16 protein-coding genes are annotated in these 17,271 nt (G+C 53.4%); 8 read left to right on the top strand and 8 right to left on the bottom strand.

What is annotated here, in order from left to right; translation table 11 throughout:
* Nucleotides 1–192: 192 nt before the first annotated feature.
* Entirely contained in the window at nucleotides 193–357 is a 165-nt protein-coding gene (locus tag IEW12_RS12615) for a rubredoxin (RefSeq protein ID WP_188566378.1), read from the bottom strand.
* A 165-nt stretch (nucleotides 358–522) separates the two neighbouring features.
* Complete coding sequence (locus IEW12_RS12620; RefSeq protein WP_188566379.1) at nucleotides 523–1,011, bottom strand: rubrerythrin family protein; 489 nt, start codon at nucleotides 1,009–1,011, stop codon at nucleotides 523–525.
* A gap of 263 nt (nucleotides 1,012–1,274) precedes the next feature.
* Between IEW12_RS12620 and IEW12_RS12625 the strand changes: the two genes are divergently transcribed.
* The gene (locus IEW12_RS12625; RefSeq protein ID WP_188566380.1) at nucleotides 1,275–3,590 is read left to right on the top strand and encodes an NADP-dependent malic enzyme; all 2,316 of its coding nucleotides are present in this window, start codon (nucleotides 1,275–1,277) and stop codon (nucleotides 3,588–3,590) included.
* A 140-nt stretch (nucleotides 3,591–3,730) separates the two neighbouring features.
* On the opposite strand, the gene IEW12_RS12630 is transcribed toward IEW12_RS12625, so the two are convergent.
* From IEW12_RS12630 to IEW12_RS12640, 3 genes are all read right to left on the bottom strand, one after another.
* Complete coding sequence (locus IEW12_RS12630; RefSeq protein ID WP_188566381.1) at nucleotides 3,731–4,057, bottom strand: hypothetical protein; 327 nt, start codon at nucleotides 4,055–4,057, stop codon at nucleotides 3,731–3,733.
* 46 nt (nucleotides 4,058–4,103) lie between these two features.
* Nucleotides 4,104–6,167, bottom strand: coding sequence for a methyl-accepting chemotaxis protein (locus IEW12_RS29075; protein WP_308789130.1), 2,064 nt, complete (start codon nucleotides 6,165–6,167; stop codon nucleotides 4,104–4,106).
* 358 nt (nucleotides 6,168–6,525) lie between these two features.
* Nucleotides 6,526–6,789, bottom strand: coding sequence for a hypothetical protein (locus IEW12_RS12640; protein WP_188566382.1), 264 nt, complete (start codon nucleotides 6,787–6,789; stop codon nucleotides 6,526–6,528).
* Nucleotides 6,790–7,006: 217 nt separating this feature from the next.
* Here IEW12_RS12640 and IEW12_RS12645 point away from each other — a divergent pair, with 217 nt between their 5' ends.
* From IEW12_RS12645 to IEW12_RS12660, 4 genes are read left to right on the top strand one after another with little or no spacing between them, the layout of a single operon-like run.
* Nucleotides 7,007–7,975 carry a hypothetical protein gene (locus IEW12_RS12645; protein ID WP_188566383.1) on the top strand — a complete coding sequence of 323 codons (969 nt, stop codon included), beginning with the start codon at nucleotides 7,007–7,009 and terminating at the stop codon, nucleotides 7,973–7,975.
* Nucleotides 7,976–8,027: 52 nt separating this feature from the next.
* On the top strand, nucleotides 8,028–8,465 hold the full coding sequence (locus IEW12_RS12650; protein WP_188566384.1) for a GNAT family N-acetyltransferase: 438 nt from the start codon (nucleotides 8,028–8,030) through the stop codon (nucleotides 8,463–8,465).
* 47 nt (nucleotides 8,466–8,512) lie between these two features.
* Nucleotides 8,513–9,505 carry a thiamine-phosphate kinase gene (gene thiL, locus IEW12_RS12655; protein ID WP_188566385.1) on the top strand — a complete coding sequence of 331 codons (993 nt, stop codon included), beginning with the start codon at nucleotides 8,513–8,515 and terminating at the stop codon, nucleotides 9,503–9,505.
* A 4-nt stretch (nucleotides 9,506–9,509) separates the two neighbouring features.
* A complete protein-coding gene (locus IEW12_RS12660; protein ID WP_229751072.1) occupies nucleotides 9,510–10,031 on the top strand; it encodes a phosphatidylglycerophosphatase A family protein in 522 nt (173 codons plus the stop codon).
* A 248-nt stretch (nucleotides 10,032–10,279) separates the two neighbouring features.
* Here IEW12_RS12660 and IEW12_RS12665 read toward each other — a convergent pair whose 3' ends face one another.
* The gene (locus IEW12_RS12665) at nucleotides 10,280–12,985 is read right to left on the bottom strand and encodes an eCIS core domain-containing protein (RefSeq protein ID WP_229751073.1); all 2,706 of its coding nucleotides are present in this window, start codon (nucleotides 12,983–12,985) and stop codon (nucleotides 10,280–10,282) included.
* A 279-nt stretch (nucleotides 12,986–13,264) separates the two neighbouring features.
* Complete coding sequence (locus IEW12_RS12670) at nucleotides 13,265–13,870, bottom strand: winged helix DNA-binding protein (RefSeq protein WP_188566386.1); 606 nt, start codon at nucleotides 13,868–13,870, stop codon at nucleotides 13,265–13,267.
* 479 nt (nucleotides 13,871–14,349) lie between these two features.
* On the opposite strand from IEW12_RS12670, the gene IEW12_RS12675 reads away from it, so the two are divergent.
* The 3 genes from IEW12_RS12675 (at nucleotide 14,350) to IEW12_RS12685 (ending at nucleotide 16,355) form a co-directional block, all read left to right on the top strand.
* The gene (locus IEW12_RS12675) at nucleotides 14,350–14,490 is read left to right on the top strand and encodes a hypothetical protein (protein WP_188566387.1); all 141 of its coding nucleotides are present in this window, start codon (nucleotides 14,350–14,352) and stop codon (nucleotides 14,488–14,490) included.
* A gap of 502 nt (nucleotides 14,491–14,992) precedes the next feature.
* A complete protein-coding gene (locus tag IEW12_RS12680; protein ID WP_188566388.1) occupies nucleotides 14,993–15,994 on the top strand; it encodes a hypothetical protein in 1,002 nt (333 codons plus the stop codon).
* A 25-nt stretch (nucleotides 15,995–16,019) separates the two neighbouring features.
* Nucleotides 16,020–16,355 carry a DUF2185 domain-containing protein gene (locus IEW12_RS12685; protein ID WP_188566389.1) on the top strand — a complete coding sequence of 112 codons (336 nt, stop codon included), beginning with the start codon at nucleotides 16,020–16,022 and terminating at the stop codon, nucleotides 16,353–16,355.
* A gap of 145 nt (nucleotides 16,356–16,500) precedes the next feature.
* On the opposite strand, the gene IEW12_RS12690 is transcribed toward IEW12_RS12685, so the two are convergent.
* Entirely contained in the window at nucleotides 16,501–16,947 is a 447-nt protein-coding gene (locus IEW12_RS12690) for a VOC family protein (protein WP_229751074.1), read from the bottom strand.
* Nucleotides 16,948–17,271: the final 324 nt, after the last annotated feature.

A 17,271-nucleotide genomic window follows, 5' to 3' on the forward strand; every position in this document is an offset into this window, starting at 1 on the left:
AGCGGAGGTAGGTCAAAAGCAAAGTCAAAAACAGAGGCAATCAGGCCTTGGTTTTTTGGGGCTTGCATACCGGGCATGTAGCCTGGGTTAGCGCAGCGTAACCCGGGAGCCGTCTACGAATGCTTGCATTAATAATTAGTATACCAGCCAGCATTGCGTAGACCGCCAACCGTTTCGTACTGCGTTTCGCTCTTAAATCTCAACCATTTCAAAATCCGCCTTGGCTACGCCGCAGTCCGGGCATTCCCAGTCTTCCGGGATGTCGTTCCAGCGTGTGCCTGGGGCCAGGCCTTCTTCTGGGAGGCCGGCTGCTTCGTCGTAGATGAAGCCGCATACTATGCATTGGTAGGTTTTCATGGTGTTTCCTTACTAGAGTTTGTTCAAATTGAGTGGTTTAGTTACGCGTATCTGGACTGCTCCGAGGCTGTTGCAAAATTAGTCTGGCTAGGCGTCGCCGGCGAAGACAGTGCTTTAGCACGGCTAGGCGGCGCAACAACGCCAGGGTAATTTTTCAACGGCCTCTTAAGCTGCCTTGGCTTTGTCTAGTACTGACTGGTAGTGGTTTGCGTGGCGTTCTTCCACCTTGGCTAGCGCGGCGAAGCGTTTGGCGGCTATTTCCAGCGTGCGTTTGAACTGCTCTGCGTGGACGCGGGATTCTTCTATCTGCTCGTCGTATTCTTTCACTGCGGCGTCGTTGCCCTCTTGCACAGCAAGGTGGCGGAACTTGGGGTACATTTCTGTGTATTCGTAGGTTTCGCCTTCGATTGCGATTTCCAGTGCTTTTTCCGGTGTCAGCTGGTTTTTTGGATACAGCAGGTCCAGGTGGCCGAAAGCGTGCATCACTTCCTGGTCGGCGGTAGCTTCAAAGGCTTTGGCGATTTCTTCGGCGCCGGCTTCGCGGGCGATCTTGGCGAAATAGCGGTATTTGATATGGGCCATGGATTCGCCGGCAAAGGCGGCTTCCAGGTTTTCTATGGTGACGGATTTCACTGCGTTGGCTTGGGTGCTCATGGCTTTTCCTATCAGGGTGAGTGTTTTGATTTGAATTAACTATCAACGTGAGACAGATCATAGGGGAAAGACTATCATCCGGATAATTGATTGTTTTTACCAAAGCGATAGTAATTACCTATATGGCAAAACAACTACTCCCTAAAATGGTATTTGTTTATGTTTAAAAGTCATAGCAGTCGTACAAATACGTATGAAGTTAGAGGATTCCCTCTGTTAAAATCGTAAGCTTTCAGTAAGCCAAAGAAGGAAGGTTTCCCAGCATGGATTCGTCATCAGCAGATCAAAAAGAACAAATACGTCAACAGTTACGTCAGGCAGCCCTGGAATACCATGAGTGCCCGACCCCCGGCAAAATCAGCGTCACGCCGACCAAACAATTGACGAACCAACGCGATCTGGCACTGGCGTACTCCCCTGGCGTAGCGGCTCCCTGCGAAGAAATCGTCGCTGATCCGGCTGCGGCCTTCAAATACACCGCGCGCGGCAATCTGGTGGGCGTGATCACCAACGGTACTGCTGTATTAGGCCTGGGCAATATCGGCCCGCTGGCTTCCAAGCCTGTGATGGAAGGCAAAGGCGTACTGTTCAAGAAATTTGCCGGCATCGACGTGTTCGATATCGAGATCAACGAGCAAGACCCGGACAAGCTGGTGGACATCATCGCTTCGCTGGAACCGACTTTTGGCGGCATCAACCTGGAAGATATCAAGGCGCCGGAATGCTTCTATATAGAACGCAAGCTGCGCGACCGCATGAAGATCCCCGTCTTCCATGATGACCAGCACGGTACTGCGATCATCGTCGGCGCGGCGATCCTGAACGGCCTGAAAGTGGTCGGCAAGAGCATCAAGGAATGCAAACTGGTCGTCTCCGGCGCCGGCGCTGCCGCACTGGCCTGCCTGGACCTGATCGTGGACATCGGCTTCCCTATCGAAAACATCTTCGTCACCGATCTGGCCGGCGTGGTCTACAAAGGCCGCGTAGAGCTGATGGATCCGGACAAGGAGCGCTTTGCGCAAGAAACATCGGCCCGTTCGCTGGGTGAAGTGATTGCCGACGCCGACGTGTTCCTCGGCCTGTCTGCAGGCGGCGTACTGAAGCAGGACATGGTCAAGAAAATGGCTGCCAAGCCGCTGATCCTGGCACTGGCCAATCCTAATCCGGAAATCCTGCCGGAAGACGTCAAGGCCGTGCGCGACGACGCCATCATGGCAACCGGCCGTTCGGACTATCCGAACCAGGTGAATAACGTACTGTGCTTCCCTTACATCTTCCGCGGCGCGCTGGATTGCGGTGCAACCACCATCACGCGTGAAATGGAAATCGCCGTTGTCCACGCGATTGCCGAGCTGGCACAGGCAGAACAATCCGATATCGTGGCTTCCGCCTACGGCATCAGCAACCTGTCCTTCGGCCCTGAATACCTGATACCCAAGCCTTTCGATCCGCGCCTGATGATCAAGATCGCGCCGGCAGTGGCAAAGGCCGCTGAAGAGTCCGGCGTGGCGGCACGTCCTATCCAGGACATGCAAGCCTATATCGACCGCCTGCAACAGTTTGTGTACCACAGCGGCACCTTCATGAAGCCGCTGTTCCAGGTGGCCAAGAAGGCAGAAGCCGGCCGCAAGCGCATCGTCTATGCAGAAGGCGAAGAAGAACGCGTTTTGCGCGCAGTACAGGTGGTCGTGGATGAAAACCTGGCCAAGCCTATCCTGGTGGGCCGTCCGAATATTCTGGACCAACGCATCGCCAAGTTTGGCTTGCGCCTGCGCGCCGGCATCGATTTTGAAGTGATCAATCCTGAGCATGATGACCGCTATCGCGATTACTGGCAGACGTATTACGACATGACCTGCCGCCAGGGCAATACGCAGGAATACGCCAAGCTGGAAATGCGCCGCCGCCACTCGCTGATCGGTGCGATGATGATCCACAAGGGCGATGCGGACGGCATGATCTGCGGCACCTTCGGCACCACCGGCCTGCACCTGAACTACATCAACCAGGTATTGGGCAAGCGCAATGGCGTCAACGTCTATGCGGCAATGAATGCACTGATCCTGCCGGACCGCCAGGTTGTCATTGTCGATACCCACGTCAACGAAAACCCGTCTGCCGAACAGATCGCTGAAATCACCATCCTTGCTGCGGAAGAAATGCGCCGCTTCGGCATCCTGCCGCGCGCTGCCTTGCTGTCGCATTCCAACTTTGGTTCCAGCAACAGCGAATCCGCACAAAAAATGCGCGCCGCACTGGCAATCATACAGCGCGATGCGCCGGATCTGGAAGTGGACGGCGAAATGCATGGCGATTCAGCAATGGACGCCGCCTTCCGCAAGAAGATGATGCCATGCACCACCTTGACCGGCGAAGCCAACCTGCTGGTGATGCCGAACATCGATGCTGCCAATATCTCCTACAACCTGCTGAAAACCACCGCCGGCCACAACATCGCCATCGGTCCTATCCTGCTGGGTTGCGCCAAGCCTGTACATATCCTGACGCCGTCGGCAACCGTACGCCGTATCGTCAACATGACAGCATTGTGCGTGGTGGATGCGGTAGCACAGCGTTAATCTACATCAGTAACATCCGCTCCCCGGCCAAACGGGGAGCAAAAGAAAAGCCGAATCTCCTTTACAGGAGTTCGGCTTTTTTATTCATCGCATGTGTTCACCGTCTGCCTGCTACCTATCCTCCGCAGGCGAAATCCATCCTACACCTGTGGCGTTGATCTTCCCGGCGCGGCTTGAAGCAGCGACCGGCTGCCCTTCCCAAATTGGCGGCCAGTATCATCCTGCCTGCCAACATTGGCAGGCGCTGCAAATGATCCGGCTCCCGGCGTCGGAGCGGCAATGGCGCTCGTCAAATGGATGGACAAGAACAGAAACAGGCAAACCATCTTGGATGCTTCCAGCATTTCCGCAAAAGGAAAACGGCCCATCGTGACTTCGGTAAGCGGCTCCTCGCCGGCATATTGCGAGAGGCGATCTCTATACACCGAACGAAACGATGCCTCCGGCAATAACAATAGTAAAGTCATGGAAGTGCTCCGCTCAGGCTGGGTGCGATGGCAGTTTTCGGCAAGCCTAGATGTTTCGCCTGTTGGCATAAGTGACGGATGAGGGATCATTCCTGGCGTCTCCGCCCATCCGCACTTTGCCCACCGGTACCGTCGCAAGAGGCACCAGCCGCGCCATATGCGGCCCGGCTTCCATGTCCTTGATCTTGAACGCAGCCACCGCCTGCGCCAGCTTCACTGCCTGGTCATGCATGCTCTCCGCAGCCGCCGCAGCTTCCTCTACCAAGGCCGCATTCTGCTGCGTGATTTCATCCATCTGGCCCAGCGCATCGTTCACCTGCTCTATACCTGAACGCTGCTCGGCACTGGCGCTGGTGATTTCTTCCATCGTATCGGTGACCGACTGGATGGAGCTGACTATCTGGTTCATGGTTTCGCCGGCCATCTGCACCTGCTTGCTGCCTATGCTGACCTGTTCTACCGAAGCCGTGATCAGGGTCTTGATTTCCTTGGCGGCCGACGCCGAGCGCTGCGCCAGGTTGCGCACTTCAGTCGCAACCACCGCAAAGCCCCTGCCCTGCTCACCGGCGCGCGCCGCTTCAACAGCCGCATTCAAGGCAAGGATATTGGTCTGGAAGGCTATCCCGTCAATCACACCGATGATATCGCTGATCTTCTTGGAAGATTGCTGTATCGCGCCCATCGTGTCGATCACGCGCCCGACCGCAATGCCGCCATCGCGCGCCACTGCGGCAGCGGAAAGCGCATTTTGATTTGCATGCTCGGCGCCGGTAGCGTTTTGCTTGACCGCGCCCGTCAGCTCTTCCATCGAAGCCGAGGTTTCTTCCAAAGAGCTGGCCTGCTGTTCCGTCCTGGATGACAGGTCTGCATTACCTTGGGCAATCTCGCTGGAAGCGGTAGCGATCGTTTCAGTGCCGCTGCGTATTTCGGAAACAAGCTGCGCCAGGCCGGCATTCATGCCGCCGAAGGCATTCAGCAACTGGGCGATCTCATCCTTGCCGTGCGAGGAAATATCGGTGCTCAGGTCACCTGCAGCCGCCCTGCTGACTGCATTGCTCAATTGTTTTACTTCACCAGAAAACGACACATAGAAACCGGCCAGCAAATATCCGGCCACCAGCAGGATGACAACAATCACGGCCAGCACCACATTGCGGCGCACCAGATCGCGCTGTATGCGCTTATCCAGCGTGGCATTCAATAACTCAGCGGACGCATTTGCAAACGCATACAGGCCGTCTATATTCTTGCTGCCGGCAGCAAGAAATTCCGTGCCCGAGGTCTGGTCCACGGTACTCAGGATTTCGCTTTTGGTGCGCTCCAGGAAGGCCAGCCCGGCGGGGATCACCGGCATCTGCGATTCCAGCCTGGCCTTGAAGCCTGGGTTCTCCCTGTACATGGCTTCCATCTGGCCGGGAATGCGCGCCAGATCGCGCTTGGCCAGCATCACGTCCGCGCTGATCAGCAGATCTTCGTTCGGCTCCAGCAGGCCGGTATCGATATAGGCCGCACCGCGCGCGGCGATATCCGATATGCCCTCCGCCAGTTCAGGCAGGGTTTTGGCGAAAAGACCGATCAGGTAATAGGTGTCGACTTCCGGATCCAATGTCAGGTTGGAGCGGTCGGCTATCTGCGTGTTCAGCTTGTAGAGCTGGGTCACCAGCGCTGAATGATCGGCGTAGCTATCCTTGCCTTTTGCCGTCGGCAGTTTTTGAACGATGCTTGCCCAGGCCTGTTTGGCCTCGTTGAAAGGCGCGGCCAGACCCATGCTGGCGTGGGCCTGCTGCAGCTTGTCCAATGCGGTAAAGCTGGCGGTGATTTTTTCCTGCGCCTTGGCCGCAGCATCCTTGGCCGGCGCATTGCCCGCCAGTGCAAGATGGCGCAAGGCGCGATGCTGCTGAACTTGCTTTAGCAGGTCTTGCGCCAGGCGCAGTTGCTGCACGCCGGCTTGTTCTTGCTCGGCGAAGGAAATGGATTTATTCAGCTCGCTGATCAGCAAACCGGTGACCAGCACTGCCGGCACGGAAAACAATACAGCGACGATCAGGAATTTAGGAAAGAGGCGCAGGCGCTGCATCAGCGCGATGGCGGGATTTAAAACGAATTGCATGAAAACTCCAGTGACTCATTGCTCACTTCAACAACGAAGATGAGCTATTGCATTGCAGCAATAATGCACCCGGAATGTGACATAGCTATGAAAATAATATCTGGAAGGCGATAGTATTATTTAATGAAGTGCGGAATTTGGTCGCCTTGTTGCCACCCCGTATAGCCTCTTCAACAAGCGCACAAGCGCGCATAAAAAAACGCCCGAAAGCTTGTGGCCTTCGAGCGTGAATCCAAATACCTTAGGAGCAATGGAGAGAGTAGCCCGGATTATGCCCGCTCCTTGTTACACGGTAATTACAATCGACACTTTTATTGATGCCGCAAGAATTCACATAATCATATTGTACAAAAGACTCTTATCTGCGAATCAGATAGTTAGGCCAAAACACTGCCCACCACAAGGTCTTCAAGCCGCCGACCACATCAATGCGCCCCATGTCGGGAATCGGAAACGGCATGTTCTTGGCCCGCATCACAAACAGGCCGATATTGCACCAGATGACTACGTAGATTTGCACATGCGTGTCAAAGAAAAAATCGCACAGCACAGGCGCGAACAGCACCAGGCCGTAGGCCAAAGTCATGGCGATCAGGTGGCAGACGAGGTTTTTCAATTTCATGGCGATAACTTAGCAAGCTGGATATAAAAACCGGCGAAAACAGTGCGACGGAATGTCCGCAGCTTAGCGCGATGCAGGCAAAAAATTTGCAAAGAAACGGGTGGCGGACGTAAACAGAAAGTAAAAATTGGAGGCTGCCCTACTTGCCGAAAAAACCAATAACGGTTACTTTGCAAAATTGTCAGACATTTCAAAAGAGATAAGGAACCGGCCCACCTTGATGAATATTGCCTCGCGCCCCCTGCGCGCACTGCGCTCATTCTTCGCCGCCGGCATCACGGCGCTGCTCTTCTCCAGCGCCAGCGCTGCAGACACCTCTCTATTCGATACTTGGCACTGGGACCTCAGTGCCGCTGAACTGCAGGCAAAGTTGGTGCCCGAAGATACGAAGGAACTAGTGCGCACGCTGAAGGACACCAGATCCGTGGCGGAAGCTGCAGCCGCCATGCTGTCCGAGCCCGGCATCAACCAGGCGGCGATGATACGGTTTAACACCGGCTGGCAGACAGTCTGGGTCATGTATCGTACCGAGCAGAAATTTGTGCTGGCCGAGCTGGCCATTTCTCCTTATGGCGGCAACGCGGTCGCAAGCACGAGCATCAGTTACAGGGAGCTTAGCCAGGAACAGTGGACGCCGCTGTTCAAGCGATTTGCCAGCCATACCCAGCTTGCGCCGACCAAGGCACTGGCTGAAGGAACAAGGATGCTGCCGGGCCGCTTCTGGCCGCGCGGCTATGCCGGTGTAGTGGATACGATGGAGGCTGGCCGTTCGCGCAGCTATCTGCTGGCGACAGAAGACGTCAGCCAACTTCACATCCGCAACCCCATCGATGAGCTGCTGTGCACCACGCTGTTCGCCGGCATGCATTGCCGGGCCGGTGCAGAAGTGAAGGACGGCTGGGTCAAGGCATCGCTCGCGGAATTGATCAAACAACCTCCCGTACCTTCGCAGCAACTCGCCATCGAGCTATGCTCCGCCGTGCAGGATGAGAAATGGGATATCGCGCAAGAAAAACTGGATGCCGGCGCAAAGCTGGATGCCTATCTGGGCAATGGCGCGACCTGCGAAAGCCGCACCAGGGCCAGGAACAAGCTGCCGCAAATGACATGGCTGACCAGCCGCGGCGCACTACCTTTTCAGCCTGACCTGCTGGGCCGCACCATCACCAAGGCCTGCAACTGCTGATACGCCGCCCGGCAAGCGACCCGCAGCACAATACACTCCTGAAAGCGAGCATATGGAAAGCAGCTATAAAGTCGCACTGGAAGCAGAACCGGCACCTGCCGACATGCACACCCTGGTCAACGGCCTGACAGAATTCAATGCCATGCAGACCGGCGGGCAAATGCCGGACTACCTGCTCGTCAGCGTGCGCGACAGCGCAGGCCAGCTTGCCGGCGGCCTGCTGGGCGCGACCTACCTGGGCTGGCTGCAAATCCAGATCGTCTGGATGCCGGACAGCCTGCGCGGACAAGGCTATGGGCAAGAGTTGATGGAGGCGGCAGAAAAAGAAGGATTGCGGCGCGGCTGCAACAAGGTGTTTCTGGAAACCTTCAGTTTCCAGGCCCTGCCCTTTTATGAAAAATGCGGCTACAAGGTCTTCAGCCGGCTGGCAGACTTCCCGCCCGGCGGCGCCAGATATGCGCTGACCAAGGATTTACAGCCAGCGGCCTGACCTGTTACCCGATACCCGCCGCCAGCAAGCTTCTGTACAATGCTGGCATGCTGTCAGAATTCGATCTCATCAAACAATATTTCGCCCGCCCTGCTGCTGCCAGGGCACAGGCGGATGCGCGCATAGGCTTGGGCATAGGCGACGACTGCGCACTGCTCAATCCCAGCCCCGGCATGCAGATGGCCATTTCCAGCGATATGCTGGTGTCCGGCCGCCATTTTTTCCCTGATGCCGATCCCACGATGCTGGGGCACAAGTGCCTGGCGGTGAACCTGTCCGACCTGGCAGCAATGGGCGCCAAGCCGCTGGCATTTACGCTGGCGCTGTCGCTGCCGGAAGCCAAGGCGGAGTGGCTGCAGCCCTTCTCCGCCGGCCTGCTGGCGCTGGCCGACCAGCACAACTGCACGCTGATAGGCGGCGACACCACCAAGGGGCCGCTGAACATCTGCATCACCATCTTTGGCGAGATACCGCCCGGCCAGGCCCTGCGGCGCGATGCGGCCCAAGTGGGCGATGATATCTGGGTATCCGGCACGCTGGGCGATGCGCGGCTGGCGCTGGCCGGCTACTGGAAAGAACATCCTGAACTGCTGCGCATGGATGAAGCGCAACACCGGCAGGCAGCATTGCGCATGCACCGCCCTACTCCACGCATAGAACTGGGCATCGCATTGCGCGGCATTGCCCATGCGGCGCTGGATATTTCCGATGGCCTGATGGGCGATCTGGGGCATATCCTGGAACGCTCCGGCGTGGGCGCCTGCCTGGACGTGGATGCGCTGCCGGCCGGCCCTATACTGGGCACGCAAATACAGGACATCCGCCGCCGCTATACGCTGGCCGGCGGTGACGACTATGAAATCTGCTTCACCGCCCCGGCAGCCAAACGCGCCGAAGTGCTGGCCGCCGGTGCCGCCAGCAATACCGCTGTGACCCGCATAGGCAGTATAGAAGCAGGCAGCGCCGTGCGGCTGGTGGATGCCGGCGGCCAGCCTGTAGAACTGCAATTGCAATCCTTCGATCATTTCACCAGTGCATGAACCTATGACGACACTAGAACAAGGCCAGACGGCAAAGGTGCGCCCTACCGCCCGCTTCATGCTGGAACACCCGGCGCACTTCCTGGCCCAGGGCTTCGGCAGCGGCTTGTCGCCCATCATGCCGGGCACCTCCGGCACACTGTTCGCGTGGCTGGCCTTCAATGTGCTGAGCTCGCGCTGGCCGCAATGGTTCACCGCCTTCAACTGGTCCATCATCATCGTGGTGGGATTCTTTATCGGTGTATGGGCTTGCCAGGTCACCGGCCGCAATATGGGCGTGGCCGATCACGGCAGCATGGTATGGGATGAGATCATCGCGTTCTGGCTAGTGCTGATCTTTATCGTGCCGGCCGATTTTTCCACGCAATGCTGGGCCTTTGTCTGGTTTCGCTTCTTCGACATGGTCAAGCCGCCGCCGATACGCTGGTTCGACCAACACATCAAGGGCGGCTTCGGGGTGATGTGGGATGACATCGTGGCCGCGTTTTATACGCTGCTGCTGTTTGCGCTGTGGCGGGTGATTTAAAGCACACTGTCTAATGCAGCGTATTGAAAAATGCAGTCATCGATGATCGCTGCGCCGCTTATGTCTCTGCAGCTACACCGGACCATATAGCCCTCTGAGTCAAGACTAAAAAACTCTTAACTGCCAGAGGGCAGATCACGTTTTTTGACTATCGCTGGATAATCACTGATTGTGAAAAAGCGTGGCCTATCCCAAACCCCTATTCTCAAAAACTTGCGCAACTTTTCCATGAAGGCCCTTAGCTTTTCCTAAGGGAGGGTCTCAATCAACTTGGTGCTTGTTGCGGCCCCAGCAATGAGTGTTTCAACATTTGCTTGTTCCAACCACTTGCTGTAAAGCTCCCCCTGAACAATCTCACCTAAATCTCCCCACTTTTTACCTTCGGCACCTTTAACACCTGTTGGCATCTTTGTTTGATTGATGACATTCCACTTTGCCCTGTTCACAAAACCTGTGAATATTGGGCCAAACGCTTGCTTACGTATAGCAAGGTCTGGGTTAACACCTTTCACCAGTTTAAAAAAAACATTGAAATGCGGAGTGAGCTTGGTTTTCAATTCATCTTTCATATCGCTAAGGGTCATTTCCGTTTTTTCACTTGAAAGATACGATACTCTCTCTTCATTCAATTCACTGGCCACAGCATCTCTCACATTATCAAGCGTCAACTCATCTGTGAGGAAGGATTTAGGCAAAGCGGCCTTTTTCTCATCTTGTCGCGCTCTATTAATTTCCCCGATTTTCCATTTTTTTTCATTTTTATTTATACTTTCTTCAACGTCGTCAAAATAGATATACAAATCGTCGCGCGTTAGGTCATTCAGATCAGAATCATCCCCAAATAAAGATGTTTTTTTATCCCATTTTTTAAGCATCGATACAAATATCGCCTGCCAAGCCTCGCGCACTTTATCCTTGACTTCAGAGTCTTTAGATGAAGTGGTTTCTGTGATGGCCGAACGCCTCGGTTGGGTGTCAGGCACAGGAAATGACCAATTTTCATCATTTTCTTCTTCATTTACTTTTACATATTGGCCGTCAACGGCTTCATCTTCGACATCTTTCCACAGCGAGTCATAACTAGCTTCACCGTCTTTAAGATTGGTAACCAAGGCGTCAATCAACGCATTTTCTTTCTCTTCTTCGAACGCAGCACCTTGTTTTCCAGTTTCTCTAAATCTTTCAAACTCTTCACTAAGTTTTAGTTTGAATTCTTTAAGTTTTTTATCTTTATACTCGCTTAAGTCAATTAATTCTGCTGCGTGTTCCACCGCTGCCGTAAACGGCGCATATTCCGCCAGACCAAACTTATAACTTGTCCATTCATCCAGAATAACTCCCTGGCTTCCACGATTTATCCACTTCTCACCGCGCAATAAATTGTCTATCACTGCACTGGCTGTGACTTCCTCTTGCTTAACACCTTTCTTAATGACGATCTGCCCGAAGTTCCCTTCAGAAATATCAGTCATCGGTACCCCAGACGTCGTTTGTACTTCTTTTTTCTTGTTGTAGAACTTATAGGTTCTCAACAAGTTATCGAATTGCGTATCGATTTCCTTAACAAAGCGGTCTATTTCCAGAACATTGGTATCTACCAATTGTCCTGCAATCGCTTTTTTGGATAAAAGATCATTTTTGACGCTTTTTTCCAAAAACCATTCGCCAAAAGCATCGGCTTTTTTACCTAGTTTAAAACCCTCCGCTTGCGGCGTCTTATCATGCATATTGTGAGGGAGCTTGTTAATGAGTGACGATTTATCCGTAGCCTTGATGGTCTCGTCATAAATACCTTGGGAATATTCATCCAAGACGATATTCTCACCTTTATCAAGTGGCAGATAACTATAATCGACAGCAGTGCCGCCACTGACATCGTAGGCCTCAAAGCGATTTTTCATCGGACCTAAACGAACGTTGCCGCCATGATTTGCTGGGTCGCTTTTTTTCTCGCCATGTGGCGACAACTCCGAGAAAGCAAGAACATGGTGCCAGCTGAAATTGCTCTTCTTGTTTGCATTAACATCCTTGGAATCACCGGCCTGGCTAAGCCCTAAAGTTCTGTTTTCTTCCACCAGCCATTCCAGTAACTTGGCTTTATGAGGAGCCAATGTGGCATCGTATAACCGGTCTAGCTGCACTACCTGATTTTGCCTTACGACTTCAGACTGGGAGCCTGGCATTGTCGGCATTGCTGGTGCGGCTTCTGCATTGCGCCCCGTCAATGCCGCCCTAGCCCCCATCATATCGGCTTCAGTCTCAAGTGCAGGCTCATCATTTACATTCACCCCATGCTTCATCTGCATGGTTGGAGCCACTCTTCCCTGCGCCTGCTGCACGACATGCCAGGCTTCATGTGGCAAATGTTGCTCCTGTCCTGGCGCAAGATGGATTTCACTTCCCTGCGCATAGGCATGTGCATTCAATTGGGCCGGTTGTGGCGAGTTGTAATGGACTCTGACATGATCCATGCTCATGCCGGACAGTGACTCGATTCCTGATTTCAGCTGATTGGGCAGACCGGCGTTGCCAGGCGCCTCTTCACGCTGCACTGACGCGGCTGGTGCTGTGGCAGAGGTGCGAGCCTGCGCAAACTGGCCCTGCAAGGAGGCGTCTTCTTCCCCACCCGGCACAGGCTTAAGTTTTCCCTGTAATAATTCTTCGACCTCTACCCGCTGAACAGGCTCCTTCATTTGCATTTGCAACTGGGTCGCGCGCAGTAAAGCGCCCGGCATACTGGCTGCCATCATTTCTTTCCGCCGCTTTAACTGTATCGACTGATCTGAGCTGTCAGCTGATTGCTGATGGCGTTGTAGCGTTAATGAAGCGGCGCTGGTGTCAACCATTGCGCTTATTGGCAGGTTTTGCAACGGCGCATTTTGTAAAGTGCCTGGCGCCTGGCGCTCTGCGCTTGCGGTCACTTCTGTTTGATTTGTCGTCTGCGTTCTCATCATTTTTTTCAATGAGGGACCAAATAAATAGAACTATGATGTTTCTCGAAAAATCGTAAGGACGCTGCAAGGGGACGCTCGCCAGCTATTGTAGTCGATTTTACAACGACTGCCAGCGAGTCAAGGCATGAGGGAAAATTTCAGCGACTCTATTACAAATAAACACGCCGTCTATTTAGCGACAGGCGATGCAATACACATTCCCATTGCACCCCGACAAAACAAAAAGCCCGCCAGCAGACAAACTGCAGACGGGCTTTTTATTGCTGAAACGGCGGATGCTTACAATGAAGTCGCCGCCCTTGCCGCTTGTTCATACAAGCCGGACAACACCCGCAGAAAACGCGCCAGCTCGCTCAGCTCAAAGCTCTCGGTACCATCGCCGGTGAGGCCGGAGACCAGCACCTGCTCGCGGATATCGTAGTAGCGCTTGCACACCGCCTGGCCGGCTTCATTGGTGGAATACAGCACTTCCTTGCCGCGCTTCTCGGTTTGCACCAGCTCCAGCGCCTGCAGCTTCTTCAGCGAGTAATTGACGATGTGCGTGTCTTCAATATTGAGGATGAAGGCGATATCGGCCAGCTTCTTTTCGCGCGCGCGGTGGTTGATGTGGTGCAGCACCAGTACATCGGTAATGGTCATATCCTTCATGCCCGCAGCGGCCATGCAGCGCACCGCCCAGCGGTTGAATGCATTGCCGGCGATGATCATGCCGAACTCAAACTCGCTGAGCTCTGCGCTGCGCCCCTGCGCCAGATGCGCAGAAGACACAATGGGTACCCGTGGCACACGCGGCAATGCATTAGATGCAGATAATGAGGCGGATGATGAGGCTGAGGAAGCGGCCTGGCTCAGACTGGCCTTGCTCTTGATCTTGGTTGCCGACATGGGGCTGTCTCCTGATGAAGTCGTTGATTTTTTTATGGTCCTGGATAAGAGACTATGCTCAGAACGTTTCACCATATTACCTTGAGATCTGCAAATTAAGAACTGGTTTTCAAGTCAAAACACTAATATATCTATTCTAAAATATGGCTTGAAAAGTGCAATATAAAAGACTATTTATCGATAAATTTTAAGTAACCTGCACTCCTGATAGTCTCTTCCAATTACAACACGCCGAAGTGAGCGAGTGCTTTCAGCACACCTCCCACACCGCCACGCTGGCTGTACAACTGATCTATACATCTATACATCCGCGTATGGATTTATTTACAGATGCCCGCTTTTCTCTCTTGAAATAACTATCCATTCACAAATAGAATGGGCCTGCGAGGCCCCACGCCCGCATGCATTGCAAGCTGCTTACAGGCGCATATGCCCGCCAATAGGCTTGTCACTAACCACCATCGCAAGGAAACCCAACCATGAGACCCTACGCAAAAATCACCCCCACGTTCTGGATAGGCGGCACCGGTCGCCAGCTACGCCATCGCGGCTACCACGCGCAACTGCTTGCGCTCTACCTGATGAGCTGTCCGCTGTCGAATATGGCCGGGCAGTGTTAGCTCGTCCTGCCACCATCGAGCCTTAAATAGGTGTCGCTAAGAAGGCCCTTCAGAAGGGGCTTCTTAAGAGCTTCGAAGCCAAGAGCAAGAACAAGAGCAAGAACAAGAAAGAAATAAAACCTGACTAACACTAGCGTGTTAGTTGTCGACAGCGTTGCTATCGACGCGCATGGGGCCGGCAAAAAAACCAAAAAAACAGACGACAGCTCGCTGATGGAACTGGTATCACATCTGCGTACGCCAGAACCTTGGGAAGAACCCAGGAGGCTGAAAGGCCATGGCGATAGCACGGCCAAGCGTGGGCCTGTTGCTGCCAGGGAGTTGACGGATCCCCGGGCGCGATTTGTGTCTGGGCTTTAGGGAGCAAATAAACACCGATGCGATGTCGATCAACGCAAAGCCCAGAACAAGATAAAAAAGCTTTCCTCAATTTTGATATTGCTTTGATAATTTTTCTATGCCAGCATATGTTGATCGATGAATCAATATCTCAGGAGAAGTAATGCAAAAACTGGCGATCTGCCTGCTCGCCGTAAGTGTGGCGGCAACTAGCTTCAATAGCCTTGCAGAGAACCCGCGACCATTGATCGAACAGCTGTCCACATCACAAGAAGATCAAGAATTCATCGTTCAATCCCCGGATAGAGTAGAGAATGAATGCCTGTCCTACTATGCATATGACACGCCAGATCAAGCGACGATACTAATTCCATGGAGATTATTGTCAGAGCTTTCTGCACCGAAGGAATTTAAGGGTTCTGCCCAGGAAAAAAAAGCAGAGCTCATCCGAGCCAACAGAGCACGAGCATTAATTCGCAATACCGACTATTCAAGACTTAATGCTTGGGGCTGCGCAAATGTCAATCATCATCTTGGAGACTCTGCTGAGCTTCTATTTGACCTGTTGGACTCTGGATCAGTAGTCGTGGTAAATGACTCCATAAGCAAACCCGTATCAGAATTTGTCGTTCGATATCACAAAGATGATGGCGGTACATGGTCATACCATCTTAGTCCACAGAGCAAAGCCTTTCTCACAAAAAACTCAAAAAAGATTGCTCGTGATTCCGACCAAGACGAGCATGAAAACACTCAAGTACACCAATGGGGAATAGATCGCGAACCTAGAAAGGAATCAGACCAGAAGCTATACGGTTTTTTACGAAGATTCATCGCATCATGCAGATCTGAGAGACAAGAAGAGCAAACATTTTATTTGTCACACATTGGATTTCCTCTAAATTATCAGTTCAGTTTTGTAAACGAAAAAGGAAAGCAATCAGCAAAAGGAGTGCTGAAGAACTTGAGATCGAATGGAACCAAAGAGTCTTTAGGATTGCCAATTTGTATTGGTGACGGCGGACTCTCTGACGTTTCAGTGAGAAAAAATAATGCACGTGCGATTGTCGATCTATCTTTTGGTTCTGGACCGAATGAAATCTTGCGATTTAAATTATCAAAAGGCACCTGGATGTTAGATTCTGCCGAATGGATTGATCACTGAAATTATTCAAATGAATGGAGGAAAGATGACGAAAAAATTTTTCTTGTCGGCGGACCAGATAGCACCCATTTTCCCCGATCTCGGAGGATGTCTGGCAACAGACAGAATTGTCGTTGACGGCCAGCGTGTTGGTTACATGTATCGGACAAAACCGATCAGACCGGAAGACAGCGGCTGGCGTTTTTTTGCCGGCGATGAAGATGAAGCATATATGGCTGTTCAGAGTCACCACGATGTGTATCAAGTCAATACTATCCTCAACTACGATCCCAGCATTCTTCCATTCATCGATGCAGAGATAGGCAGCAAATTTGAACGGGATGAAGAGGGTGATTTCGTTTTGCTCGACGAAGAAGCATAGTAAGGGGTGATGCGGCATTACCCGGGTGCCGCCTCGGCATAGTCCCTTTAATCACTCCAGCAACCGGTAGGATGCAATGGCGAAGCATATTGCACCGAATTATCCAATCGCATCCAAATCTGCAAGTGGTTTTAAGGCTTGCAGTCTAAAACACCATCAAGCCGCCCCAATCCACAGGATCCACATCCTTGATGGTCTGGGAAAAGGTCCAGCAGTGCCCGCCTATGTCCCTTGCTGTGTATTGCCGTTCGCCGTAGGCTTGGTCTGCCGGTGGGCGCAGGATCAGCGCGCCGCATTGGCGTGCGTGGTCGTAGTGCTGGTCTATCTCGGTGATGCGCATCATCAGCGAGTGCGCGGCAAACTGTGCTTGTCCGGCCTGCGCATCTTGCGGCATCTCAGTCACGACGATGGCGCCGCCTTCGCTGGTGAGCTGGACGCGGTGATTGGCGATGCGCAGGCGCTCGGTAAAGCCGAAGGCGCGGCACAGCCATTCTGCAGCGATGGCAACGTCCGGATAGGCCAGCTCGGGGATGATCTGGCTGTCCGGCATGGAGCGGTTTACAGGCATTGCCTGGCGGCTGAAGAGATGCATGGACAGACTCCCTGATCAATGTATGGCGCACAAATGGCACAGGCATACAGTACCTTTTCGCTAGAACTCATTTCATCAATAGGAGTGAGATGCGTTTGCCTTAAAAGCGGTGCTGGCAAGGCGTGCGAGGCGTCAATAGCGGGGCTATTGACGGGGCCGCCGAGGTAACGAGCGCAACGCAGTCCAGCGCCACTTTTAAGGCAAACCCTCCGGGAACGGCCCAATTTGGGCGCATTGCAGCGTTGCGCCGCTAGCAAAGACGGCCAGTCTTTGCGTGGGGCGGCCATCCGTCGCGACGCGCCTCGCACTGCATCCCAAATGGAC

The sequence above is a fragment of the Parundibacterium terreum genome, from assembly GCF_014636315.1.
Taxonomy (GTDB): Bacteria; Pseudomonadota; Gammaproteobacteria; order Burkholderiales; family Burkholderiaceae_D; genus Undibacterium; species Undibacterium terreum.